The following is a 591-nucleotide window of genomic DNA, read 5'->3' as shown; positions in this document are numbered from 1 at the left end:
GGCCATCCTGGGCGCGCTGACGCTGACCGGCTCGTCGCTGACGGCGCTGTACCAGTACTGGTCGTCGGCCGTGGTGGCCGCGCTCTGACATGAACACGCACAGGAACGAAGACGCGCCTCGCCGGCCGGCGTCCTCCCCCAACAGGCCGGCAGGGTATGGATCCGACCCCGATGGATCTCCTTTCCTCCCCACTTGAAGGAACTTCATCATGCAACTCCTCCCCATCGCCAAGGCCACCCGCGCCCTGAAGCAGTTCGGCCAGGACGACGAGGCCGTCACCGCGATCGAGTACGGCCTGATCGCGGCCTTGATCGCCGTCTTCATCATCGCGTCGGTCACGATCGTCGGCTCCAAGCTCGCGGCCGTGTTCACCGCCATCTCGACCGCGCTGACCACCGCGCTGTGACCGCGACGGCGCGGCCGCGCCGGCCCATGCCGGCCGCGCCCCTCGCGATCGACCACCACCGCCCCTGACCTCCACCCCCGAGGAGAACCACCATGAACCTGCTGCACCGCCTGGATGCCCTGGCCCGCGACGACGAGGCCGTCACCGCGATCGAGTACGGCCTGATCGCCGCGCTGATCGCGGT

General features: G+C 69.2%; 2 protein-coding genes. Both read left to right on the top strand.

The window, feature by feature from the left end:
* Nucleotides 1-209: 209 nt before the first annotated feature.
* Nucleotides 210-407 carry a Flp family type IVb pilin gene (locus FUT87_RS09230; protein WP_091733084.1) on the top strand — a complete coding sequence of 66 codons (198 nt, stop codon included), beginning with the start codon at nucleotides 210-212 and terminating at the stop codon, nucleotides 405-407.
* Nucleotides 408-499: 92 nt separating this feature from the next.
* On the top strand, nucleotides 500-591 hold a 92-nt coding region (locus tag FUT87_RS09225; RefSeq protein ID WP_147240841.1), incomplete at its 3' end, for a Flp family type IVb pilin.

The organism is Mitsuaria sp. TWR114, from assembly GCF_007997345.1.
This window is presented reverse-complemented; position numbering and strand designations above follow the sequence as displayed.